The 23690-nt window shown below is 34.4% G+C and carries 17 protein-coding genes; 9 read left to right on the forward strand and 8 right to left on the reverse strand.

All coding sequences use genetic code 11. The features are described from left to right. Nucleotides 1-571 precede the first annotated feature (571 nt). The 4 genes from ACHRVX_RS09305 (at nucleotide 572) to ACHRVX_RS09320 (ending at nucleotide 6958) form a co-directional block, all read left to right on the forward strand. Nucleotides 572-1579, forward strand: a complete 1008-nt coding sequence (locus ACHRVX_RS09305; RefSeq protein WP_395331503.1) for a hypothetical protein — start codon at nucleotides 572-574, stop codon at nucleotides 1577-1579. A gap of 193 nt (nucleotides 1580-1772) precedes the next feature. Next, the gene (locus ACHRVX_RS09310) at nucleotides 1773-3965 is read left to right on the forward strand and encodes a peptidase domain-containing ABC transporter (protein WP_395331505.1); all 2193 of its coding nucleotides are present in this window, start codon (nucleotides 1773-1775) and stop codon (nucleotides 3963-3965) included. A 3-nt stretch (nucleotides 3966-3968) separates the two neighbouring features. Continuing rightward, complete coding sequence (locus ACHRVX_RS09315) at nucleotides 3969-5261, forward strand: HlyD family secretion protein (protein WP_395331507.1); 1293 nt, start codon at nucleotides 3969-3971, stop codon at nucleotides 5259-5261. A 41-nt stretch (nucleotides 5262-5302) separates the two neighbouring features. Beyond that, nucleotides 5303-6958 (forward strand): S41 family peptidase, encoded by a 1656-nt coding sequence (locus tag ACHRVX_RS09320; protein WP_395331509.1) that lies wholly within the window; start codon nucleotides 5303-5305, stop codon nucleotides 6956-6958. A 44-nt stretch (nucleotides 6959-7002) separates the two neighbouring features. Here the strand turns inward: ACHRVX_RS09320 and ACHRVX_RS09325 are convergent, their stop codons facing one another. The 3 genes from ACHRVX_RS09325 to ACHRVX_RS09335 form a co-directional block, all read right to left on the reverse strand. After that, nucleotides 7003-7710 (reverse strand): tRNA1(Val) (adenine(37)-N6)-methyltransferase, encoded by a 708-nt coding sequence (locus ACHRVX_RS09325; RefSeq protein WP_395331511.1) that lies wholly within the window; start codon nucleotides 7708-7710, stop codon nucleotides 7003-7005. A 100-nt stretch (nucleotides 7711-7810) separates the two neighbouring features. Continuing rightward, on the reverse strand, nucleotides 7811-8335 hold the full coding sequence (rimM, locus tag ACHRVX_RS09330) for a ribosome maturation factor RimM (protein ID WP_155076699.1): 525 nt from the start codon (nucleotides 8333-8335) through the stop codon (nucleotides 7811-7813). A 15-nt stretch (nucleotides 8336-8350) separates the two neighbouring features. Next, nucleotides 8351-8917, reverse strand: a complete 567-nt coding sequence (locus ACHRVX_RS09335; RefSeq protein WP_395331513.1) for a 30S ribosomal protein S16 — start codon at nucleotides 8915-8917, stop codon at nucleotides 8351-8353. Between the two features lie 194 nt (nucleotides 8918-9111). Here ACHRVX_RS09335 and ACHRVX_RS09340 point away from each other — a divergent pair, with 194 nt between their 5' ends. Together ACHRVX_RS09340 and ACHRVX_RS09345 are read left to right on the forward strand one after the other, a co-directional pair. After that, nucleotides 9112-9594: a DUF6252 family protein gene (locus ACHRVX_RS09340; RefSeq protein WP_395331515.1), complete on the forward strand. Its 483-nt coding sequence runs from the start codon at nucleotides 9112-9114 to the stop codon at nucleotides 9592-9594. 141 nt (nucleotides 9595-9735) lie between these two features. Then, on the forward strand, nucleotides 9736-10095 hold the full coding sequence (locus ACHRVX_RS09345) for an RNA-binding protein (protein ID WP_026982652.1): 360 nt from the start codon (nucleotides 9736-9738) through the stop codon (nucleotides 10093-10095). A gap of 150 nt (nucleotides 10096-10245) precedes the next feature. On the opposite strand, the gene leuB is transcribed toward ACHRVX_RS09345, so the two are convergent. The 4 genes from leuB to leuC all read right to left on the reverse strand — a co-directional run bounded on the left by leuB (nucleotide 10246) and on the right by leuC (nucleotide 15312). Next, nucleotides 10246-11307, reverse strand: coding sequence for a 3-isopropylmalate dehydrogenase (gene leuB, locus ACHRVX_RS09350; RefSeq protein ID WP_395331517.1), 1062 nt, complete (start codon nucleotides 11305-11307; stop codon nucleotides 10246-10248). A gap of 122 nt (nucleotides 11308-11429) precedes the next feature. Continuing rightward, the gene (locus ACHRVX_RS09355; RefSeq protein ID WP_395331519.1) at nucleotides 11430-12953 is read right to left on the reverse strand and encodes an alpha-isopropylmalate synthase regulatory domain-containing protein; all 1524 of its coding nucleotides are present in this window, start codon (nucleotides 12951-12953) and stop codon (nucleotides 11430-11432) included. A 257-nt stretch (nucleotides 12954-13210) separates the two neighbouring features. After that, nucleotides 13211-13807 carry a 3-isopropylmalate dehydratase small subunit gene (leuD, locus tag ACHRVX_RS09360; RefSeq protein WP_072955274.1) on the reverse strand — a complete coding sequence of 199 codons (597 nt, stop codon included), beginning with the start codon at nucleotides 13805-13807 and terminating at the stop codon, nucleotides 13211-13213. A 110-nt stretch (nucleotides 13808-13917) separates the two neighbouring features. Next, nucleotides 13918-15312, reverse strand: coding sequence for a 3-isopropylmalate dehydratase large subunit (gene leuC / locus ACHRVX_RS09365; protein WP_395331521.1), 1395 nt, complete (start codon nucleotides 15310-15312; stop codon nucleotides 13918-13920). 666 nt (nucleotides 15313-15978) lie between these two features. Between leuC and dnaE the strand changes: the two genes are divergently transcribed. The 3 genes from dnaE (at nucleotide 15979) to ACHRVX_RS09380 (ending at nucleotide 22330) form a co-directional block, all read left to right on the forward strand. Beyond that, on the forward strand, nucleotides 15979-20523 hold the full coding sequence (gene dnaE, locus ACHRVX_RS09370) for a DNA polymerase III subunit alpha (RefSeq protein ID WP_395331523.1): 4545 nt from the start codon (nucleotides 15979-15981) through the stop codon (nucleotides 20521-20523). A gap of 177 nt (nucleotides 20524-20700) precedes the next feature. Beyond that, a complete protein-coding gene (locus ACHRVX_RS09375) occupies nucleotides 20701-21672 on the forward strand; it encodes an outer membrane beta-barrel protein (protein ID WP_395331525.1) in 972 nt (323 codons plus the stop codon). A gap of 424 nt (nucleotides 21673-22096) precedes the next feature. Beyond that, nucleotides 22097-22330, forward strand: a complete 234-nt coding sequence (locus tag ACHRVX_RS09380) for a hypothetical protein (RefSeq protein ID WP_395331527.1) — start codon at nucleotides 22097-22099, stop codon at nucleotides 22328-22330. Nucleotides 22331-22545: 215 nt separating this feature from the next. On the opposite strand, the gene ACHRVX_RS09385 is transcribed toward ACHRVX_RS09380, so the two are convergent. Beyond that, nucleotides 22546-23541 carry a Gfo/Idh/MocA family protein gene (locus tag ACHRVX_RS09385; RefSeq protein ID WP_395331529.1) on the reverse strand — a complete coding sequence of 332 codons (996 nt, stop codon included), beginning with the start codon at nucleotides 23539-23541 and terminating at the stop codon, nucleotides 22546-22548. Nucleotides 23542-23690 lie beyond the last annotated feature (149 nt).

The raw sequence follows: 23690 nt of genomic DNA on the forward strand, positions 1-23690 counted from the left end.
TCACTGAGTTGATTTTAATTGGTTAGGGTTAACCAGTGCCATGTCCTACAGAAATTGTATTTCTAATAAATATGGTCTTAAATACCTGAACAGAGAAGATGTAAATCTTCTCTGTTTTTTTATGCTTTAAACTTTTATTAAGTTTAATTTATTTTTACAATTCCTTTTTTAATTGTTTTTTGAGAAGAATATTTTTAAGTTCGTCAATATCTTATCTAAAATTTTGACAAAAATTAATCATTCATTTTCTCTTATTCGAGATATCCCCATTCTATTTAGAACAAAGTAGTTTGCTCATAGCGAGCATATCTGCCATTTCCTTTTATGTAAATCCTTTTCTTTTCTGGCTTATATTAAATTTTCATTCCATCTTAAAAGAATTAAACTAATACATTTTTATTTCTTAAAAGATTGTGAAGTTTTTTTTATTTTAATTTTCATTTGTAGGATTAAAAATAATGTTTTTCCTACTTTTGAAAGGGTAAACTTTTAAAAGAACTACCATCAGAAATTATTAAAGAATTAAAAGAAGCTTTAAATTACTATCAAATTATAAATGAATTAGAACAATATGCTTTTTAAAATAAAATTACTGTCTACTCTATTCTTTTTAATCCATTTAAATTTATTTTCTCAAAATGAAGAGAGTAAATATATTGATCAAAATGGTTTTTATAAAATAAATATTATATCAAAAAAAGATACCATTTCTATTCTCACCACAAATACGGATAAAAAGACACCAAAACCAACAATTCTATTTTTACAAGGATCATTAGCAAAACCCATAATTTTTCATGATTCAACAGGGGCAAGTGTTACAGCGTTTCCTTTTGAAATTGAAGAATATTTAAAAAAATTTAATTTTATTATTATTGCCAGATATGGAATTCCATTAGTGGGTTCATATGAAAAAGATACTGAAGGGTTTTTAAATAAAAAAGGACAAATACCAATTGAATTTATTAAAAATGACAATTTAAAATATAGAACATTTCAAGCCCAATCTGTTCTTAACTACCTTTATAAACAGAAATGGGTACAAAAAGATTCCATATTTGTTATTGGTCATTCAGAAGGATATAGAGTAGCGGCTCAACTTTCTGAAAAGAATAGAAAAATAGCTAAGCTAGTGTGTATGTCAGCCAATCCGTTTAATAGAATAGCTGAATACATTTTAAAATCCAGGATAGAAACCTTATCTACATCTTCAGATAGTTTGATTCAAAAAGAAATTGAACAAGATATCAATAGTTTTAAAAGTATACCTCTAAATATTGAACAATATAAAAATGACTATGAAGTATACAATAGAATGAGTTACAATAGTGTACTGTCGTATGAGAGTTTATTACAATTTAAAAAGCCTATTCTTGTTACTTATGGTACAGAGGATATTGGTTCATTAAATAATGATTTACTTCACTTTTTATTGAGAAAAAATAAGTTAACAATGTTTGTTTATCCAGATTTGGATCATAATTATAATAAAAAAGAATTTGATAAAAATGGTAACGAACTTGAGAGTAGTTATCATTGGGATAGTGTTTTTAAAGACGTACAAAATTGGCTTTTATAAAAAGAAGTAAAAGAATGATGATAACTTATAAATGAATATATTGACACCACTAATTTTTAGTTAGTGACCAATTTTGTAATTTTGACTTTATTGCTAAATATTTTCATAGAGAATATTTTACTCTGTATTTTTTATTTTTTTTGATGGCATCAGAATTATAATGTTAAATTGCACTAGAATTAAACATAATAAATTGAAGAAATTTACCAATTACAAACAGGCAGATCATAAAGATTGCGGTCCGACATGTTTAAAAATAATTGCCAAACATTACGGTAAAACAATCCAGATTCAGGAGTTGCGAGACATTAGTGAAACAACTCGTGAAGGAAGTAATTTGCTTTTTTTAAGCGATGCGGCAGAGAAAATTGGTTTCAGGACTTTAGGAGTAAAATTAAATCTTGAAAGATTAAACGAGGCACCTTTGCCTTGTGTTTTGCATTGGAATAAAAATCACTACGTCGTACTTTATAAAATTAAAAAAAATACATATTATATATCTGATCCTGCTTTTGGGTTAATCGAATATAATAAACGGGATTTTCTTAAATTCTGGATAGGCAATAATGCCGATGATGCAACTCAGGAAGGAATCGCCTTATTGATGGAAGCTTCGCCCAAGTTTTTTCAGTCAGAATTTGATAAAGAGGAAAATAAAGGATTAGGCTTTAAGTTGCTGTCACAATATGTATTGCGGTACAAATCATTTTTAACACAACTGAGTATAGGTTTATTAGCGAGTAGTTTGATTCAGCTAATTTTCCCTTTCTTAACCCAAAGTATTGTTGATGTTGGAATACAAAACCAAAACATTCATTTTATTTATCTCATTCTTTTTGCCCAGTTATTTCTCTTTGCCGGAAGAACAGGCTTAGAACTCATAAGAAGCTGGATATTATTACATCTTTCTACAAGAATAAACATTTCGCTTATTTCTGATTTTTTTATTAAATTAATGAATCTGCCTATTTCGTTTTTTGATGTGAGAATGACCGGAGATATCATGCAGCGTATAAATGATCATCGCAGAATCGAAAAAATCCTGACAACATCATCATTAAATGTGCTGTTCTCTGTAATTAATATGTTTGTAATGGGAGGAGTTTTAGCCTATTTCAACCTGCAGATATTTTTTGTGTTTTTTGCAGGAAGCCTACTTTACTTCGGATGGATTACTTTATTTTTGAAAAGAAGAGAAGTGCTGGATTATAAGCGCTTTGCTGAGGTTTCCCAAGAACAGAGTAAAGTAATGGAACTTATTAACGGTATGCAGGAAATTAAACTCCATAATGCCGAAAAACAAAAACGCTGGGGCTGGGAATATGTTCAGGCAAGATTGTTCAGGGTTTCTATAAAAGGATTAGTTTTAGAACAAACCCAAACTATTGGTTCCTCTGTAATCAATGAGTTAAAAAATATTTTCATCATATTCCTTTCTGCAAAACTGGTTATTGATGGTTCTATAACGTTGGGAATGATGTTAGCGATAAGTTCAATCGTAGGAAGTTTAAACGGACCAATAACACAACTTATAGAATTTGTGAGAGAACTTCAGGACGCTAAGATTTCATTGGCAAGATTATCTGAAATTCATGAAAAAGAAGATGAAACACAACAGGAAGAACATCAGACAAGCGATGTGCCGTATGATTCAGATATTGATATAAAAAATCTTTCGTATCGATATTTAGGATCTGATATTCCTGTATTGGATAATTTAAGCCTGAATATTCCTGCCAATAAAGTAACCGCAATAGTAGGTGTCAGCGGAAGCGGTAAAACCACTTTGATGAAATTGCTGCTTAAATTTTATGAACCTGAAAAAGGAGAAATCAATATTGGTAATGCGCAATTGAAAAATATTTCGCAAAAAGCGTGGAGATCAAATATTGGAGCTGTAATGCAGGAAGGTTTTATTTTTAGTGATACCATTGCTAATAATATTGCCATTGGTGTGGATAAAGTCGATAAGGAGCGATTGGTTTATGCTGCGGATGTGGCTAATATTAAAGAATATGTTAGCGGTTTGCCACTTGGTTATAATACTAAAATTGGTGCAGAAGGAACAGGAATGAGCACAGGACAAAAACAGCGTTTGCTAATTGCCAGAGCAGTTTATAAAAATCCTGAAATATTATTTTTTGATGAAGCAACATCTGCTTTGGATGCCAATAATGAAAAAGAAATTATGCAGAAACTAGATCTTTTCTTTAAAGATAAAACAGTAATAGTCATCGCGCATCGATTAAGCACAGTAATGAATGCGGATCAAATCGTAGTTTTAGACAAAGGAAAAATCATCGAAATAGGAAATCATTCGGCTTTAGTGGAGCAAAAAGGGAATTATTTTGAGCTCGTTAAAAATCAATTACAATTAGGCAATTAAATCATGGCTGAAGATACTACATTCGAACTCAGAAGTGAAGAAGTTCAGGACATTCTCACCAAAGTACCACATTGGATGATCCGTTGGGGAACAGTTTTAATATTCGTAATCATTTTTATGCTGTTTTTTGTGTCGTGGTTTATCAAATACCCGGATGTTGTAAATACTGAAATTGTAATTACAACCAATATTCCGCCAGAGAAAATAGTGTCAAAATCTTCCGGACGCATCGAAGCTATTTTGGTAAAAGATAAATCTATCGTGTCAAAAAACAGCACACTTGCCATTATCGAAAATACCGCCAATTACAAAGACGTTTTTTTATTAAAAAAAATAGTTGATGAATATAACATTAATAATCACCAAAAAGCATTTCCTTTTGCTTTGCTGAAAAATGCACAATTAGGTGAAATCGAAAGTGCTTTTGCTGTTTTTCAAAAAGATTATCAGGCAGAACAGTTGAATAAAAATCTTCAGCCGTTTGAAGTAGAAAACCGAGCGCAGGTTTCTGAAAAAATTCAAATCAAGGAAAGACTGGAAATTCTGCAACAGCAAAAAGTAATTAACGAAAGTGAATTGCAGCTTCAAAAAAATGAAATTGCACGTTTTGAAACGTTATTCAATAAAGGCATTATTTCGGCTCAGGAAATGGAAGCCAAAAAATTAGGCTATCTTCAGGCTCAAAAGAGCTATAAAAGCCTTTTAACGTCAATTTCTCAATTAAGGTCGTCTTTGATTGATAATTCAAAACTGAGTCAGAATTCGCAAATTAGCGGTACTAAGGAAGAAGTTACATTGGGCAGAAACATGGCGCAATCTTTTTATCAGCTTAAAAAAGTGATAAAGGACTGGGAATTGGCGTATGCTTTAAAATCATCCGTTAGCGGAGTTGTTACTTTTTTGCAGGTCTGGACAGAGAATCAAACCATAAATGTAGGTGATAATGTTTTTTCGATTATTCCCGATACTAAAAATGGGTTTGTTGGAAAAGTAAAAGCACCAGCATTGAATTCCGGAAAAATAAAAGTGGGACAGGTTGTAAATATAAGACTGGCGAATTTTCCGGATCGTGAGTTTGGCGTTTTAAGAGGTAAAATCCGTAATATTTCTCTGGTTCCTGATAAGGATGGAAATTTATTATTAGATGTAGCGCTTCCAAACGGATTAATGACTTCTTATAAAAAACAAATTGTGTTTCAGCAGGAAATGAAAGGAAGTGCTGAGATTGTAACCGAAGATTTACGATTAATCGAGAGAATTTTATATCAGTTTAAAAGCATTTTTGAGCAAGTTTAGAAAAACCAATAAACCACTAATTAACCAAACTATTTTTTATAATGAAAAAAACTTTACTTATTGTTCTTGTTTTATTATTTCAAATTTCATTTTCAAAACCAATAACTGAAATCCAAAAATTAACTGCAATGACTAAAATTTGGGGATTTCTAAAATATTATCACCCAAATGTCGCTGACGGAAGTAAAAACTGGGATGAAGAATTGTTTAAGATTTTACCAAAAATAGAGGAAGCAAAATCAGCAGAAGAATTTTCTTTAGTAATCGAAAATTGGATTAGTTCTTTAGGAGAAGTAAAGGCTTATAATGTTGTTAAGCCTGTTTCTAAAATGGAGTATTTTGACAAAAACTTTGATTTGTCATGGATTTCAAAAAGCAATTTTTTTTCGAAGTCCCTTTCACAAAAATTAAAATTTATTGAAGAAAACAGAATTCAGACCAAACAGTATTATGTTAATTATGAATTAGGTAGTGGAGCTGTGCCTTTGCAATTTACGAATGAAGTTAAATATCCGGATTTTAAGTGGACAGATAAAAATCTTCGTCTTTTGGCATTTTTCAGATATTGGAATTATATAGAATATTTCTTTCCGTATAAATATCAAATGGATCAAAAATGGGACAAAACCTTAGTGGAATTCCTCCCCAGAATTATTACCCCGGAATCAGAAAAAGATTTTGTATTAGCAATGCGTGAAATTTCTATAAAAATAAATGATACACATGCCTCAACTCACACACCGCAATTATTTGATTATTTCGGAGACAAATTTATTCCGTTTGATATTAAAATAATTGATGAGAAGGCTGTAATTATTGGTTTAAAAAATGATTCTTTGGCAAAGATCAGTGATGTAAAAATTGGTGATGTTATTACAAAAGTAGAAGGAAAAACTATCGCTGAAATTATAAAAGAAAACAGAAAGTACGTTGAAGGATCAAATGAGCCATCAGTTTTAAAAAATGCATATTGGATTATTTTTAATGGAAAAACAACATCAGTTGAAATTGAATTTCTAAGAGATGGTAAAACAGCTGTAAAATCAATTAATAGATATAAATATCAAGATTTAAAAATTGAATATCCTAATAAAAAAGAAAAATGGAAAATTTTAGAAGGGAATATTGGGTATGTTAATTTTGATGCCTTAGATATTGAAGATGTTCCAAATTTAATAAGTCAGCTTAAAAATACAAAAGCCATTATTTTTGATGACAGAAGAAAACCCCATAGTGTAATGTATGCGCTTGCAGATTGGCTTAATCCGAAACCGACAGAATATGCAAAATATATTGATTCGGACATTACGTTTCCGGGAAGATATATTTGGAGATCAGGAAATGAAAGTTTTGGAAAAATCAATCCGTATTATTATAAAGGGAATGTAATTGTTTTAGTAGATGAAAATGCTGTAAGTCATGCTGAACATGCTGCTATGGCTTTGCAAACTGCTCCAACTACAACTGTAATAGGTAGTCAAACCGGAGGTGCGGATGGAGGAAACTATAAGTTTTCGATCATAAAAGGATTTTCTTCCTCATTTACTTGTTATGGCGTTTTTTATCCTGATAAAAAAGAAATTCAACGTATTGGGATTGTTCCTGATATTGAGGTAAAGCCAACAATTTTAGGTATCCAGCAAGGAAAAGATGAGGTTTTAGACAGGGCTGTTCTTTTTGCGAAAAGCGGAAAATAGGAAGTTTAATCTTTGTCAGAGTTCAAGCTTTGGCAAAGATGTTTTTACATCTTCATGTAAAAATCCTTTGTCAGCTCAATATATTCGGGAGTATAAACATGTCTGTCAATTTCGATTGTTAACTCGTCGATTTCAACGTCTGGATTTTCACTTCGGCTAAAAGCCAATAAACTGCGTTTTACATTAGAAGTGGGAGTTCCTTTAACACGAGTAATTTTCAAAGGATATAGTTCTGATTCTTTTGCTAATAAGATAAAATTTGCTTCTTCTTTGAATGGAAGGATAACAGCAAATATTCCATTTTCAGAAAGTAATAAATCGGCTGCTTCAACCAATTCTTCAAAAGGCATTGCATCTTGAAAACGGGCTAAATCACGTTGCTCATTGTCTGTTTTATAATCTTCAGCATAAAAAGGGGGATTTGAAACAATTAGATCGTATTCGTCTTCCGGCTCTTCAATAAATTCATCCAATCCTGCATGAAAACAAAATAAGCGATCGCCCCACGGAGAATTTTCAAAATTATCAACGGCTTGTTCATAAGCATCTTCATCAATTTCAAGAGCATCGATTTGTTCCGCATGAGTTCGCTGAGCAAGCATCAAAGCAATAATTCCGGTTCCTGCACCAATATCAAGTACACTAAACGGATTATGATTAATAGGAGCCCAGGCACCTAATAAAACGCCGTCGGTTCCTACTTTCATAGCAGTTTTATCTTGTGTAACTGAAAATTGTTTAAATTGAAACATCAAATTAAAGGTTTAAAATTAATGACTGCTGTTTTCTTTGATAGATAGATAAATTTTCTGTTTCGATTAAACAGTTTTACCAATTAAACAAATAAACTTTTTACAAATACATTTCAACCAATCCTTCAGGTAAATTCATGATCACTTTTTTATTCTCGCGGTCAATTTTTACAAGAAAATGATCAATCATTGGAATCAGCATTTCTACTTCACCATTTAAAACTTCAAAAAGTGGCTGTGCAGTTGTATCGTTGACAGCAGCAATTTTTCCAAACACGCCTAAACGCTGGTCTTCGATTTCAAAACCGATAACTTCATGGAAATAAAATTTGTTACCTGTAAGTTTTGGTAACATATTCAAAGGGAGATAGATTGCGTTACCCATAATGGCATCTGCATCTTCTTCGGTGTTCATATCTTCAAAACGAATTCTAAGAAAATCGTTTTTATGTAAGGAACTTTTTTCAATAAAAAAAGGAACCAGGTGTTTGTTGCATTCAACAAACACTGATTCCAGATTTTCGTATAACTCAGGTTCATCCGTGTCTAAATAAGCCAGGACTTCACCTTTGAAACTAAATTTTTTAGCGATCTTACCTAAATAAAAACATTCTTCTTTACGCATTCCCGCTAAATATAATTATGCTTCAGTTGTTTCGTTATTTTCTTCAGCAGCAGGAGCTTCTTCAGTTGATTCTTCAACTTCAGCAACTTCTTCTTCAACTGCAGGATTTGCAGCAGCGATAGCATCAGCTTCAGCTTGAGCTGCAGCAGCTAAACGTTTAGCGTTAACTTCTTGTTCTGCTTTAAAAGCTTTAGATTTAGCATCAGCCTGTGCTTTTGTTAAACCTTCTTTTTTAGCATCAACTTTTCCAGCTTTAGCATCTAACCAAGCAGATAATTTAGCATCAGCTTGTTCTTGAGTTAAAGCTCCTTTACGAATACCTCCATCAAGGTGGTGTTTCAATAAAGCACCTTTATAAGAAAGAATTGCTCTGGCTGTATCAGTAGGTTGTGCACCATTGTGCAACCATTTTACAGCACTATCAATGTTTAATTCGATAGTTGCAGGGTTTGTGTTTGGATTGTAAGTACCGATTTTCTCTAAGTATTTACCATCTCTTTTTGAGCGTGCATCCGCAGCTACAACCCAGTAAAAAGGTTTTTGTTTTTTACCGTGTCTTTGTAATCTAATTTTTACTGACATAATCGTATGATTAAATTTTGAGGTACTCGACCTCTGTTAATTAAGGGCGCAAAGATATAATTTTTTTATCAATTTTCCGTTTCAAAATATATTAAAAATTAGCGGGGCTGATTTTTAACGTTTTTGACTGCTTTTAAGCGTAATTTTAAATTATTTATCTCAAATAAAATATTTTTGTATAAAATTTATCACTCATGAAAAAATACTGCTGCTTATTAATTACTGTTTTCTTGTTTGCATCGTGTACAGAAGATGTTAAATTTAATAATCCGGCATTTCAGGGTTTAAAAGATAACGTTTTTTGGAGGGCTCAAAGTTATAAAGCTCAGATGCAGACAAATGGAGTTTTTATTATTGAAGGTTCGTTGGGGTTTGAAAAAGTAACTTTCAATATACCGTCGCCATCTCAAGAAACTTATATTCTGGGTGTTGATAATTTAACTACAGCATCTTATTCTAATACTCTTCCTGCACAATCTGAAGAATTTACAACGGGAGAAAACAGAGGAAATGGGCAAATAACAGTAACGGAGTACAATGTTGAAAATCAGACTATTTCAGGAACATTTAAATTTAATGCACTAAATGTAGATGAAACAGATCTGGAAAAAACAGGAATTAATTTTACAGAAGGGGTCTTTTATAAAATTCCGGTTTCTCCTAATTTAGAGTATTAATATTAAGTTTTGAATTTAAGATTGTTCGATTTTATTGATTTTTATTTTTTTAAATCCAAATAAAAACATAAATAAACTAATATATAGTAGATTACAGAAAAAATAAGACTACATTTGCTACATTATTATAAATAAGTACATATGAACATTTTTGTTGGAAGTCTTCCATTCAGTATTGAGGAAGCAGATTTAAGAGAGTCTTTCGAGGCTTACGGAGCAGTAGATTCAGTTAAAATTATTACAGATAAATTTACTGGAAGAAGCAAAGGTTTTGGTTTCGTAGAGATGCCAAACGATGCAGAAGCTCAAAAAGCAATTGATGAATTGAACGGAGCTACTGTTCAAGGTCGTGCAATTGTTGTTAATAAATCTGAACCGAAACCTGAAGGTGAAAGAAGAAGCTTCAACAATAACAGTCGTGGTGGAGATTCACGCGGAGGTTATGGTGGAGGAAACAGCCGTGGTGGAAATGACCGTGGTGGTAACAGAGGAGGATATTAATATTTTTTTCTAAATATATAAAAGGGATCAACGAAAGTTGATCCCTTTTTTTATGAGGTAAATTTTGTTTCAGTTTTTATTTTTTTGTTTCACGTTTCAAGTTTCAGGTTGCGCAACCTGAAACCTGAAACAAATAAAACTTGAAACAAATTATAAATTTTCTACAAGCCAGTCTCCAACTTCGCTTGTTTTGTATGCTTTACTTCCTTTTACAGCTAAATCTTCAGTAACAATTCCTTGTTCTAATGATTTGTTTACAACTGTTCTGATCGCTTCAGCTTCGTCTTTTAACCCAAAAGCATCTTCGAACATCATTGCAGCAGATAAAATAGTGGCTAACGGATTAGCAATATTTAATCCGGTTGCTTGTGGATAAGATCCGTGAATTGGTTCGTATAATGAAGTATGCTCTCCAACAGAAGCAGAAGGCATTAATCCCATTGAACCTGAAATTACAGAAGCTTCATCGGTTAAAATATCTCCAAATAAATTTTCAGTAATCAATACATCATAAGAGTTTGGCCATTGTACCAAACGCATGGCAACAGCATCAACAAATTCGTATGAAACCGTAACTTCAGGATAATCTTTTTCCATTGCCTGAACCGTTTCTCTCCATAAACGTGAAGTTTCAAGAACGTTTGCTTTATCAACACAACATAATTTTTTACTACGAGTCATCGCTAATTCAAAACCTTTTTTAGCCAAACGCTGCACTTCGGCTCTTGTATAAACACAATTGTCAAAAGCAGTTTCTCCACCGTCTCTTCTTCCTTTTTCTCCAAAATAGATTCCGCCTGTTAATTCTCTTAAGAAAACTAAATCAGTTCCTTCAATTCGCTCTCTTTTTAAAGGAGAATTATCAATTAAAGAGGGAAATGTAAAAGTAGGGCGCACGTTAGCAAATAAACCTAATTTTTTACGCATCAATAATAAACCTTGTTCCGGACGAACCGGGGCGCTTGGATCGTTATCATATTTTGGGTGACCAATTGCTCCGAATAAAACCGCATCGGCAGCCATACAAACCTCGTGTGTTTCATCAGGATAAGGAACTCCAACTGCATCAATTGCAGCAGCTCCGGTTAAAGCTGGTGTCCATGTTATTTCGTGATTGAATTTTTTTGCAATAGCATCAGATACTTTTACAGCTTCATTAATTACTTCTGGTCCGATTCCGTCACCGGCTAAAAGGGCTATGTTAAATTTCATTTTTTTTAAGTATTTGTTAATTTTAAGGTTCAAAGAGGCAAAGGTCCAAAGGTTCAAAGTTTAAAAAAACCAAAGATTGGAAACCTTTGTAGCTTTGTAGCTCTGAACCTTTGGACCTTTCTTTAAGGAATCACATTCAACATTTTTTGAGTTGCGATAATCGCTGCAACTGTTTGATCAGAATCTAATCCTCTTGTTTTAAATTCTTTTCCGCTGTCATTGATCCAGGTGATAATAGTCTCGCATAAAGCGTCTGAACTACTTCCCGGAGGGATTCGAACAGCATAATCAATCAATTTTGGCAAAGTCATTTTTTTGCTTTTATAGATTTTTGTTAGTGCATTCATGAAAGCGTCAAATTGTCCATCGCCCTGAGCGTGTTCTTCAATGATTTCTCCGTCAAGATTTAAGCTTAATGTTGTTGAAGGACGTGTTCCTTTGGAATGAATTAATATATAGGATTCGATTGTAATTTTGTCCTGATAAGTATGACTGTCCAAAACATCTGAAATGATGTATGGCAAATCTTCCTTAGTAACCGTTTCTTTTTTATCGCCTAATTCGATGATTCTTTGGGTAACCAATTTCAAATCTTCATTGTTCAGTTTTAGGCCTAATTCCTGAAGGTTTTTTTCGATATTGGCTTTGCCCGAAGTTTTTCCTAAAGCATATTTTCGTTTTCTCCCAAAGCGTTCCGGAAGTAAATCGTTAAAATATAAATTATTTTTATTGTCTCCATCAGCGTGAATTCCGGCAGTTTGCGTAAAAACATTGTCACCCACAATTGGTTTGTTAGCCGGAATTCGATATCCGGTAAAAGTTTCGACTAGTTTGCTTACGGTGTATAAAGAAGTTTCCTTGATATTGATGCTAACCTCTGGCAGATAATCGTTTATAACGGCAACGGTGCTTTCAAGCGGCGCATTTCCGGCACGTTCTCCCATTCCGTTTACGGTAACGTGAAGTCCGTTTATGCCTGCTTTTACGGCTTCCATAACATTAGCAATGCTTAAATCGTAATCGTTATGAGCATGAAAATCAAAATGAATCTGCGGATATTTTGCTCTGATTTTCGAAATAAATTCAAATGTCAAGGACGGAATTAAGACGCCTAAAGTATCCGGTAGTAAAATTCTTTTTACAGGCTGAGTAGATAAAAAATCAAGAAACTGAAACACATATTCAGGAGAATTTCGCATTCCGTTGCTCCAGTCTTCCAGATAAACATTAGTTTCAATATCGTTTTCTTTCGCTAAAGCGATGATTTGCGCAATTTCAGAAAAGTGTTGTTCCGGAGTTTTTTTTAATTGATGTGTTAGGTGATTCATTGAACCTTTAGTCAACAAATTCTGCACTTTTGCACCCGCTTTTATCATCCAGTCAATTGAAACACCGCCATCAACAAATGTAAGTACTTCAATTCTATTAATATATCCTTTCTCGGTTGCCCAGAATGTAATGCCTTTTACTGCTTGAAATTCTCCTTCGCTTACACGAGCCGAAGCAATTTCGATTCTATCAATATTTAATTCGTCTAACAATAATTGTGCAATGGTCAGTTTTTCTGCAGCAGAAAAAGATACTCCGGAGGTTTGTTCACCATCACGAAGCGTCGTATCCATTATTTCAATTTTTCTTTTTTCCATATTGATATTCTATATTTCTGACTTTTTGGATAGTACTGATATCCCATATTTTAATTTTGACGCAGATTTTACTAATTCACTTTGCAAAAACGCAGATTATCACGGATTTTTCCTTTAGCTAAAAGATAATCCGTTTTTTTTTCGTGTTTTTGCGATAGCAATCTGTTTTATCCGCGTTCTGTATTTTCTACTTTAATTTAGAAAAACCCGACAAGTTTCAAAAACCTGTCGGGTCTAAATAGATTGAACCAGATTTTTTAGTAAGGAAGTTTATCGGCAAAAGCCACAATATCTTCTTTAATATTTTGTAGATAATCAATGTCATCAAAGCCATTAACCATATTGTTCTTTTTGTATCCGTTAATAGCAAATGATTCAGATTGCCCCGTTGCCAATAAAGTAATCGTTTGGTTGGGTAAGTTGATTTCTAATTGCGTATTAGGATCAGCTTCGATTGCTTTGAAGATTGTATCAGCAAATTCAGGGCTAACCTGAACCGGCAAAACACCAATGTTTAAACAATTTCCTTTAAAGATATCGGCAAAGAAACTAGAAACTACAGCTCTAAAACCATAATCGTAAACTGCCCATGCCGCGTGTTCTCTGGAAGATCCTGAACCAAAGTTTTTTCCTCCAACAAGGATTTTTCCGCTATAAGTTGAATCGTTTAAAACGAAATCAGCTTTTGGAGAATCGTCTCCGTTATATCTCCAGTCTCTAAAAAGATTGTCTCCAAAACCTTCACGTTTTGTAGCTTTCAGGAAACGAGCCGGAATGATTTGATCTGTATCTACGTTCTCAATTGGCAGCGGCACTGCACTGCTGGTAAGTATATTAAATTTATCGTATGCCATTGTTTTTTTTGCTTTAGGCTGTAGGCTTTAAGCTTTAGGCTTTTCCTACAGGTGTGTATTATGTATTGTGTTTTTTGCTTAAAGCCTATTGCTTAAAGCTTACAGCGGAATTAAAATAACTCCCTCGGGTCAGTTAGTTTTCCGGTAACAGCAGCAGCGGCGGCCATAATTGGGCTCGCTAATAATGTTCTGGATCCAGGACCCTGACGGCCTTCAAAGTTTCTGTTTGATGTACTAACGGCATATTTTCCGGCAGGAACTTTATCATCGTTCATTGCCAGACACGCAGAACAACCCGGCTGACGTAATACAAAACCAGCTTCGGTTAAAATATCTAATAAACCTTCTTCTTTAATCTGAGCTTCAACAACGTGAGAACCCGGAACTAACCAGGCAGTAACATTATCTGCTTTTTTTCTTCCTTTTACAATTTCTGTAAAAGCCCTGAAATCTTCAATACGACCGTTTGTACAACTTCCTAAGAAAACATAATCAATTGGTTTTCCAATCATTACGTCGTCTTCTTCAAAGCCCATGTAGGCAAGAGATTTTTTGTATGTTTCGGCACCACCTTCAACTTGATTGGCGTTCGGAATATGTTTTGAGATACCAATTCCCATTCCCGGGTTAGTACCGTAAGTAATCATTGGTTCAATATCCGATGCTTTGATGTTTAATTCAGCATCAAAAACAGCATCAGCATCCGTTTTTAAAGTTTTCCAGTATTCTACAGCTTTTGTCCACGCTTCACCTTTTGGGGCATATAAACGTCCTTCCAGGAAATCAAAAGTTTTTTGGTCAGGCGCGATCATTCCGCCACGAGCACCCATTTCGATACTTAGGTTGCAAACGGTCATACGACCTTCCATACTCATATTTTCGAAAACATCTCCGGCGTATTCAACAAAATAACCCGTTCCTCCGGAAGTAGTTAATTGTGCAATAATATAAAGGGCAACATCTTTTGGACCAACACCTTTGCTCAATTCGCCGTTCACGTTAATGCGCATTTTCTTTGGTTTTGGCTGCATAATACATTGTGTAGAAAGCACCATTTCAACCTCAGAAGTTCCGATACCAAAAGCAATCGCTCCAAAGGCACCGTGAGTAGACGTGTGCGAATCACCACAAACAATAGTAGCACCTGGCAAAGTAATTCCGTTTTCAGGACCAACTACGTGTACAATTCCATTTTTAATGTGACCTAAACCCCAGTGCGAAATTCCGTATTCGGCAGCATTATCTTCAAGCGCTTTAAGCTGATTGGCAGATAAAGCATCTTCAACTGGTAAATGTTGGTTTATGGTTGGTGTATTGTGATCTGCAGTTGCAAAAGTACGTTCAGGATATAAAACCTTAACATCTCTTGCTTTTAATCCTAGAAAAGCAACGGGACTTGTAACTTCATGAATGAAATGACGGTCAATAAAAAACACATCCGGTCCATCTTCAATTTTACGCACTACATGTGAATCCCATACTTTGTCAAATAATGTCTTACTCATTTTTTATTTTTTTTAATTGTAATTTCTAACCACAGCAATTTCCTGCTCATTATAATAGAAAAACAAAATTATAAAAAGATATAAGCTCGTCAATTTCAATATTTCATTATATACGATACCCAAACCAAAATACAAATTGGGATTGGGTTTTTTGTAACTGAATTTGATTGTAGAATGAATATAAATTGGTTTTACTTTTCTATTTTAGTGAATTTTGATTTTAACACTGTGTTTTTTAATAGTTGTCAAATTTATTTCGAAATAATCATAAATTATTGTTATATGGTAAAAAATATATAACAAAAACGATAAAAATAGTAATAATTGTTATGTTTGAATTCATTTTTTAATTTTTAGAGCTTTGCATTAAAACGCCTTTTCAGGATAATAAAAGAACATTTGAAAGCACGTTTTTATACTATTCTTTACTTGAAATACTACGACATCCAAGAAGTGTATTTTTATCAAATTTCGCGAATTTTAAGAGAAAAACTGATTACTTAATAAGAATCACTTTTTAAGGAGCTAACCGTTTTCTATCTCCAAAAAAAGCGTAAATTTGAACTTGCTCCATTTTCTATAAGACAATTTTTTATCCTCCATATAATCAAGTATTTATGTGGTGAAATTTTGGAATTTGGAATTTAATTTTTGCTATTTAAACTTATGTATTTAATATTCGATACCGAAACTACCGGATTACCAAAACGTTGGGATGCTCCAATCACTGATTCTGATAACTGGCCTCGCTGTATTCAGATTGCCTGGCAGCTTCATGACGAAATGGGAACGCTTATCGAACATCAGGATTATTTGGTTAAACCTGACGGATTTAATATTCCGTATGATGCGGAGCGTATTCACGGAATTTCAACCGAATTGGCTGAAGCCGATGGAATCACTTTGGCAGAAGTTTTAGAGAAATTCAACATTGCATTAAGCAAAACCAAATTTATTGTGGGTCAGAATTTAGGTTTCGACGTTAATATTATGGGAGCCGAATTTCATAGGATGGGAGTGGATTCTCAAATGGGTTCTATGCCGGTTTTAGATACTTGTACTGAGGTTACGGCTTCATTACTAAAACTTCCGGGAGGTCGTGGAGGAAGATTCAAATTGCCAACATTAACAGAGTTACACGAATATCTTTTTAATAAACCTTTTGCAGAAGCGCATAACGCAACTGCCGATGTTGAGGCAACTACGCGTTGTTTCTTAGAATTAATAAGAAGAGAAGTTTTTACCAAAGAAGAACTGGATGTTCCAAAGGATTATTTCAAGGAGTTCCAAAATAGAAACCCACAGGAATTTCCGTTAATTGGTTTAAAACACATCAACTTAAAAGCGGCTTCTGATAAAATCAGGGAGCAGCTAAAAGCTTTAGAATCTGTTGGTAAAGAAACTACAGTTTCACATTCTGACAGAGAAGATTTTAAAACGGCAAAATATGCGCATTTACACAATCATACTCAGTTTTCGGTTTTACAATCTACTATAGGAATTGGTAATATTGTTGCGGCTACAGCCAAAAACGGAATGCCGGCCGTTGCCATGACCGATACCGGAAACATGATGGGTGCTTTTCACTTTGTGAGTGCCGTTATGAATCACAATAAAGCCGCATCAGGAAAAAATAAAGCTTTGGTTGAAGCAGGTGAAGAACCAACAGAAACCGAAATAAAACCAATTGTAGGCTGCGAATTTAATGTTTGCGACAATCATCTTGATAAAAGTAAAAAAGACAACGGAAATCAGGTTGTGTTATTAGCCAAAAATAAAAAAGGGTATCATAATCTGGCGAAAATGTCGTCGATTGCTTTTACAGAGGGATTTTATTATGTTCCAAGAATTGATCGAAAAATCGTCGAGCAATATAAGGAAGATATCATGGTATTGTCAGGGAATTTATACGGAGAAATCCAGAGTAAAATCCTGAACGTGGGTGAAAATCAAGCCGAAGAAGCTTTGATTTGGTGGAAACAGCAATTTGGCGATGACTTTTATTTAGAGGTTATGCGCCACAATCAGGAAGACGAAAATCGCGTAAACAAAACCCTGATTGAGTTTTCTCAAAAACACAATGTCAAATTAATTGCGACAAACAATACCTATTATTTAAATAAGGAAGATGCCAATGCTCACGACATTTTGTTGTGTGTAAAAGATGGTGAAAAACAAGCTACGCCAATTGGTCGTGGTCGTGGATATCGTTACGGATTACCGAATCAGGAATACTATTATAAGTCGTCTGAAGAGATGAAAAAACTTTTTGCTGATTTACCAGAAGCTATTATCAATATTCAGGAAATTGTCGATAAGGTCGAGATTTACTCGCTTTACCGAGATGTATTGCTTCCTAAATTTGATATTCCGCAGGAGTTTGTAGTGGTTGAAGACGAAGCCGATGGCGGAGTTCGTGGTGAAAATAAATATTTGCGTCACCTGACCATGGTGGGCGCTAAAAAACGATATGGCGAAATTACAGAATCTATCCAGGAACGTCTGGATTTTGAGTTATTAACGATTTCGAATTCCGGATATCCGGGTTACTTTTTGATTGTTCAGGATTTCATCGCAGAAGCCAGAAATATGGACGTTTCGGTAGGGCCGGGACGTGGATCTGCAGCGGGTTCTGCCGTTGCTTATTGTTTAGGAATTACCAATATTGACCCTATTAAGTACGATTTGCTTTTTGAGCGTTTCCTGAATCCGGATCGTGTATCCATGCCCGATATTGATATCGATTTTGATGACGAGGGTCGTGGTCGTGTAATGGATTATGTAATCAATAAATACGGAAAAAATCAGGTTGCGCAAATTATTACTTATGGTAAAATGGCAACCAAATCAGCGATTCGTGATACGGCGCGTGTGTTGGATTTACCATTGTTTGAAGCCGACAGAATTGCAAAACTGATTCCGGCAATGATGCCGTCAAAATGGAATTTGGCGCGTTTTATTTCTGAAAATGAAGACGAGGTAAAAAAAGCACTTCGTTCTGATGAATTTGATAATGTAAAAGAATTGATCGCCATTGCCAATGAAGATGATTTGGCAGGAGAAACCATTCAACAGGCAAAAATCCTCGAAGGATCGATGCGAAATACCGGAATTCACGCCTGTGGGGTAATCATTACGCCATCTGATATTACGAATTTCGTTCCTGTTACCACCGCAAAAGATTCTGATTTGTATGTAACACAGTTTGATAACTCGGTTGCAGAAAGTGCAGGATTGCTGAAGATGGACTTTCTGGGTCTGAAGACCCTTACCTTAATAAAAGATACCGTTAAACTGGTAAAATACAGAAACGGAATCGATCTGGATCCGGATACATTCCCGATTGATGATGAAGAAACCTATGCGCTTTTCCAGAGAGGAGAAACTGTTGGAATCTTTCAATACGAGTCACCCGGAATGCAGAAATACATGAAAGATCTGAAGCCAACGGTTTTTGGAGATTTAATTGCCATGAATGCCTTGTATCGTCCGGGACCTTTAGAATATATTCCATCTTTCGTAAGAAGAAAAAACGGCGAAGAGGAAATCAAATACGATTTAGATGCCTGCGAGGAATATTTAGGAGAAACCTACGGAATTACCGTTTATCAGGAGCAGGTAATGCTTTTGTCGCAATCGCTGGCTGACTTTACAAAAGGTGAAGCCGACGTTTTGCGTAAAGCCATGGGTAAGAAACAAAAAGATGTACTGGATAAAATGAAACCCAAATTTGTGGAACAAGCCGCAAAAAAAGGTCACGATGCAAAAGTTTTAGAGAAAATCTGGAAAGACTGGGAAGCATTTGCGAGTTACGCCTTTAACAAATCGCACTCGACTTGTTATGCCTGGATTGCCTACCAAACAGCGTATTTAAAAGCACACTATCCTGCAGAATATATGGCAGCGGTACTTTCTAATAATATGAATGATATTAAACAAGTATCATTTTTTATGGAAGAATGCAAACGAATGGGATTACAGGTTTTAGGGCCAGACGTAAATGAGTCATTCTATAAGTTTACCGTAAATGATGAATATGCAGTCCGTTTTGGGATGGGCGCTATTAAAGGAGTGGGTTCCGGAGCTGTAGCAACCATTGTAGAAAGCAGAAAAGACGGTAAGTATAAATCGATTTTTGATCTGGCGAAACGTATCGATTTGCGTGCTGCGAATAAAAAAGCGATCGAAAATCTGGCTTTGGCGGGAGGTTTTGACTCGTTTGAAGGAACAACAAGAGCGCAATATTTTCATGATGATGGTGACGGAATTACCTTTTATGAAAAAGCAATTCGTTATGGATCAAAGTTTCAGGAAAACGAAAATTCATCACAAGTGAGTTTGTTTGGAGAAGCAAGTGAAGTGCAAATTGACGAGCCTGTTGTGCCTCCTTGTGAAGACTGGAGCACGATGGAAAAATTAGCCAAAGAAAAAGAAGTTGTCGGGATTTATATTTCAGGACATCCTCTTGATGACTTTAGATTCGAGATGAAATACTTCTGTAATGCCCGATTAGAAGCCCTGAAAAGCATGAATGAATATGTAGGTAAAAATCTAAATTTTGCCGGAATCATAAATAATGTTCAGCATCGTGTTGCCAAAAACGGAAAAGGTTGGGCAGTATTCAATTTAGAAGGATATGATGAAAGTTATGAGTTCAAGATTTTTGGTGAAGAATATTTAAAGTTCCGTCATTTCCTGATTCAGAATAATTTTGCCTTTCTAAAAATAGTAATAAAAGATGGCTGGGTAAATCACGATACAGGTAAAAAGTCAGATCCAAGAATGCAATTTGTTGAAATAAGACAATTGCAGGATATTCTGGAAGCTTTTGCTAAAAAACTGGTTTTACTTTTAAATATAGAAGATTTGCAAACAGAGTTTATTCATAACCTGAGCCAATTATTTAATGCAAATAAAGGAGATAATACCGTGACTTTTGAAATCATGGAGTTAGAAAAAATAAAACGTCTCGTTCAGGTTGAAACCGCTACTGATTTTGAGGAAGCTGATGATGCTGTTTTTGTTGACGAAAATGAAAGTGAAAATGAAGACACTCCAGTTGAAGAAACTAAAATTCAGGAAGTCAATGAAGTAGAAGAAATTAAGGTAGTAACTAAATTAACGATGCCAAGTCGCAGGTTAAAAATTAAGATTTCGACAGAACTATTGATAGAATTAGAGAAAATGCAGGTAAATTTTAAGCTAAACTAAATTTTAACAGTTAAAATTTAATAGAATGCATTTTTTTTAAGTTAAAAATATGCATGCATAATACTTTTTTAGTAATATTGCTTAAAATTACAACGATTTCGTACCAAGTCTAACAATGCAAATTATAAGATTGTGTTAAAATAATCTAAGTTTGTACAAATTAATTAAATCAGAATTATGAAAAAGAACCTATTTTTACTAGGATTATTAGTTTGCTCTATGGCCACAATGGCGCAAACAGAAAAAGCAGATAAACCAGAGTCATGGTATTTTAAATTGGGTGGATCTTATTTCAACCAGACCGCTTCAACAGAATTTCCAACAGTTGGAGGTCAATTACCAAACAGAGATGTATATGCTGGTACTTTAGCAAATAATAAATTGGTTTCAAGAGAAGGAGTAACTGGTTCTTTTGGACAAGGTTTTAGAAGCGGAATTACTGCAGGTTACCGTTTTTCAACACGTTTAGGAGTTGAGATGGCAGCAAATTACTACATTAGTAATAGCAAAACAATGGCGCAAACTACAGACAGACTTATTTCATACAATCCAGCTACAAGTCCAGCTGCTACTTACTTAAGTTTTACTGCAGAAGGAGAAATCAAAGCTTTTGATTTAGCTCCTGCTTTAGTAATGTTTTTAGGAGAGGCTCATGGATTTGAACCTTATACAAAAGTTGGGGTTATTGTTCCAGTTCACGGTACATTAGATATTAAAACAGACAGAACATATTCTACTTTTGTAGGTGCTAATAAAGTTGCTACAACAGAAGCTTATTCAAAAGATGTTGTAAAACCTAATCCTTCACTTGGTTTTATGGCTTCTATAGGTACATCTTATAAATTAGGAAAACATATCTCAGCTTTCGCAGAATTAGAATACCGTAACTTTACTGTACACGGAAAAACTAAAGAAACTGAAACTTACACTGAAAATGGTGTAGACAAATTAAATGTAGCCACTACTTTCCGTCCTGATGCATCATACTCTGCAAGTCATACGAAATATGTTGAGTCAATCAATTCTACTTCAAATAGTAAAGTAACTAATGCAGCTGGTTTTGATAATACAAAAGCTACTGATGACGTTAGTACTTACGTAGGAATTTCAGGTTTAGGTTTGACTTTAGGTCTTAAATACAGCCTATAATCTATATAGTTTTATACTTTATAAAAAAGAGGATATTCGTTAGAATATCCTCTTTTTTTGTGCTTTTTTGTCATTTCGACGAAGGAGAAATGATATATCATATTTAGGTAAATGTTAATGTGATTTACTTCGTCCGTTCGCGAAACCCAACATGTTTTTTAAAACCTGTCGGGTTTACTGGCTGAGCGTACTCGAAGCCCACGCCAATAAGCAGACTAAATTTAAAACATTTTAGATTCATAACGAAAAACCATACAAATCATAAGGCTTTTTTGGTATCTTCGGCCCTAATAGTTAAGTTTATGAAATCAGAAAAATTTTTTACCCGTGTGGTATGGTGGCGGTATTGGAAACAGCCGTAACGCACTTAACTGCGTAGGACACCTTAGCTATGCGGGTTTTATATTTCCCTAAAGTTAAGATTATGATTACAAACACCCTTTCAAAAGAAGCAGAATTGAGATTAACTGATTTTTTCAGCCAATCGATTGATCCCAAAGAAATGGCAAAAACAATCAGGCAAGTAAATCACATTCTTGCCTTAAGCCTAATGCGAGAATGCGAAACCCTTGAAACTGAAAAAACAACCCTTGAAAATGGTTATTATTGGTTAAACGAATTAGCAGAAATTTTAAATCCTTATTTAGATGTTGAATAAGGTTTGAATAGATTAAAAGCCACTGAAAAGTGGCTTTTTTTATGTTTTTTTGTCATCAAAAGGCATGAGGGATCTTCGTTAGCAGGTCGACAAAGATTGGCGATTTTCTTTGCGTAATTTCTAGTGTGATTTCTCCTTCGTCGAAATGACATAAATTGAGAGAAAAATTTGCCATTTAGCGACTTTGCTAGACTAAGGAACAACAGGTTGAATTATTATTTTTTAGAATCCCTAAACTCCTTTAAAACTTCATCAATGACCCAGGTTGTTCTTGCGGCTGAGGTTCCTTTTGATGGAGAAAAACCTTCTTTGCCTAAAAGCTCTTCAACAACAGTTTCTATAAAAGGCTGCTGTATATGAAGCGGATTTTCGATTGTAATAGTTTCCTTTTCTCCATTTGTATATTGAATCTCAAGTGGATCATTTCCAAAAGTAGAGAAAGATATTTTTCCTTTATCCCCAACAATATCAGTATTATCGTAACGCTCAAAACTGGCAAAGTTCCATAAACCGGTTCCGTGAATTCCGTTTTCGAATAAAAAAGACATCGAAACAGAATCTTCCGCAGGATAAGCAAGAAGCTGAGAACTTGCATGTCCGCGAACTGACTTTATTGGACCCAATACAAAATCAAGAAAATCTAAGGTATGACAAGCTAAATCAACGAATATTCCGCCACCTGAAATGTGTGGTAAAACCGTCCAGGGTAAATTAATATCGTCATCATAACGTTCTTCAAACGGATGATATAAAACGCAATTTACGTGTCTGATTTTGCCTAATTTATTTTGATCAATCAGTTCTTTTATTTTCAGGAATCTAGGTAAGCTTCTTCTGTAATACGCAACGAATAACGGAACATTGTGTTCTTTGCAAACGCTGATCATTTCGTTACATTCTTCAAAATTTAAAGCCATAGGTTTCTCTACATAAACCGGTTTTCCTGCTTTAGCACATAAAATAGTATATTCTTTATGAGAGGATGGAGGCGTAGCAATATAAACAGCATCAACTTCCGGATCATTAATTAAATCAACAGCGTTCGAATACCATTTAGGTACATTATGGCGTCTGGCATAATCTTCGGCAAGAGCCGCATCTCTTCGCATAACGGCAACCAAAGCCGAGTTGGGCGTTTTCTGAAAACCCGGACCGCTTTTAACTTCGGTTACATTTCCACAACCTATAATTCCCCATTTAACAATTTTCATCTTTCTGGTTTTTTAGTTTCTCAAATTTAAAAAAGGTTTGCCACGAATTACACGAATTTTCGCGAATTATTTTTTCACGCTCCCGATAGTTATCGGGAGCGTGAAAAAAGTTTTAAAAAAGGTTTGCCACGAATTACACGAATTTTCGC

Source organism: Flavobacterium sp. FlaQc-47 (assembly GCF_044006475.1).
Taxonomy (GTDB): Bacteria; Bacteroidota; Bacteroidia; order Flavobacteriales; family Flavobacteriaceae; genus Flavobacterium.